General features: G+C 66.2%; 1 protein-coding gene. It reads left to right on the forward strand.

What is annotated here, in order from left to right:
- Nucleotides 1-18 precede the first annotated feature (18 nt).
- Nucleotides 19-290, forward strand: a 272-nt coding sequence (locus AC3A5Z_RS24185; RefSeq protein WP_487518599.1) for a TadE/TadG family type IV pilus assembly protein, incomplete at its 3' end; no start/stop codon positions are given.

Consider the following 290-nt stretch of genomic DNA (forward strand, 5'->3'; position numbering starts at 1 on the left):
TCTGTCGGAGGCGTGACGATGAGGGCCGCCCTTGCCGACGAGGCCGGATCGATGACAGCCTTCGGGCTCTTCATCTTTACCGCCTGTCTGATGCTCTCGGGCTATGCCATCGACGTGGGCAACGCGGTGCGCGCGCGCACCAAGCTGCAGATCGTCGCCGATGCCACGGCCCATGCCGCGCTGTTGACCCGCGAGAGTGCCACCGAGGAGACTGCCAAGCAGACGGCCCTCGACATGGCGCGGCGGATGCTGCCGGTGGAGAGGCATGGCAATGTGCTTGATGCCGAGGA

Source organism: Cereibacter sp. Soil_C_27, assembly GCF_057657095.1.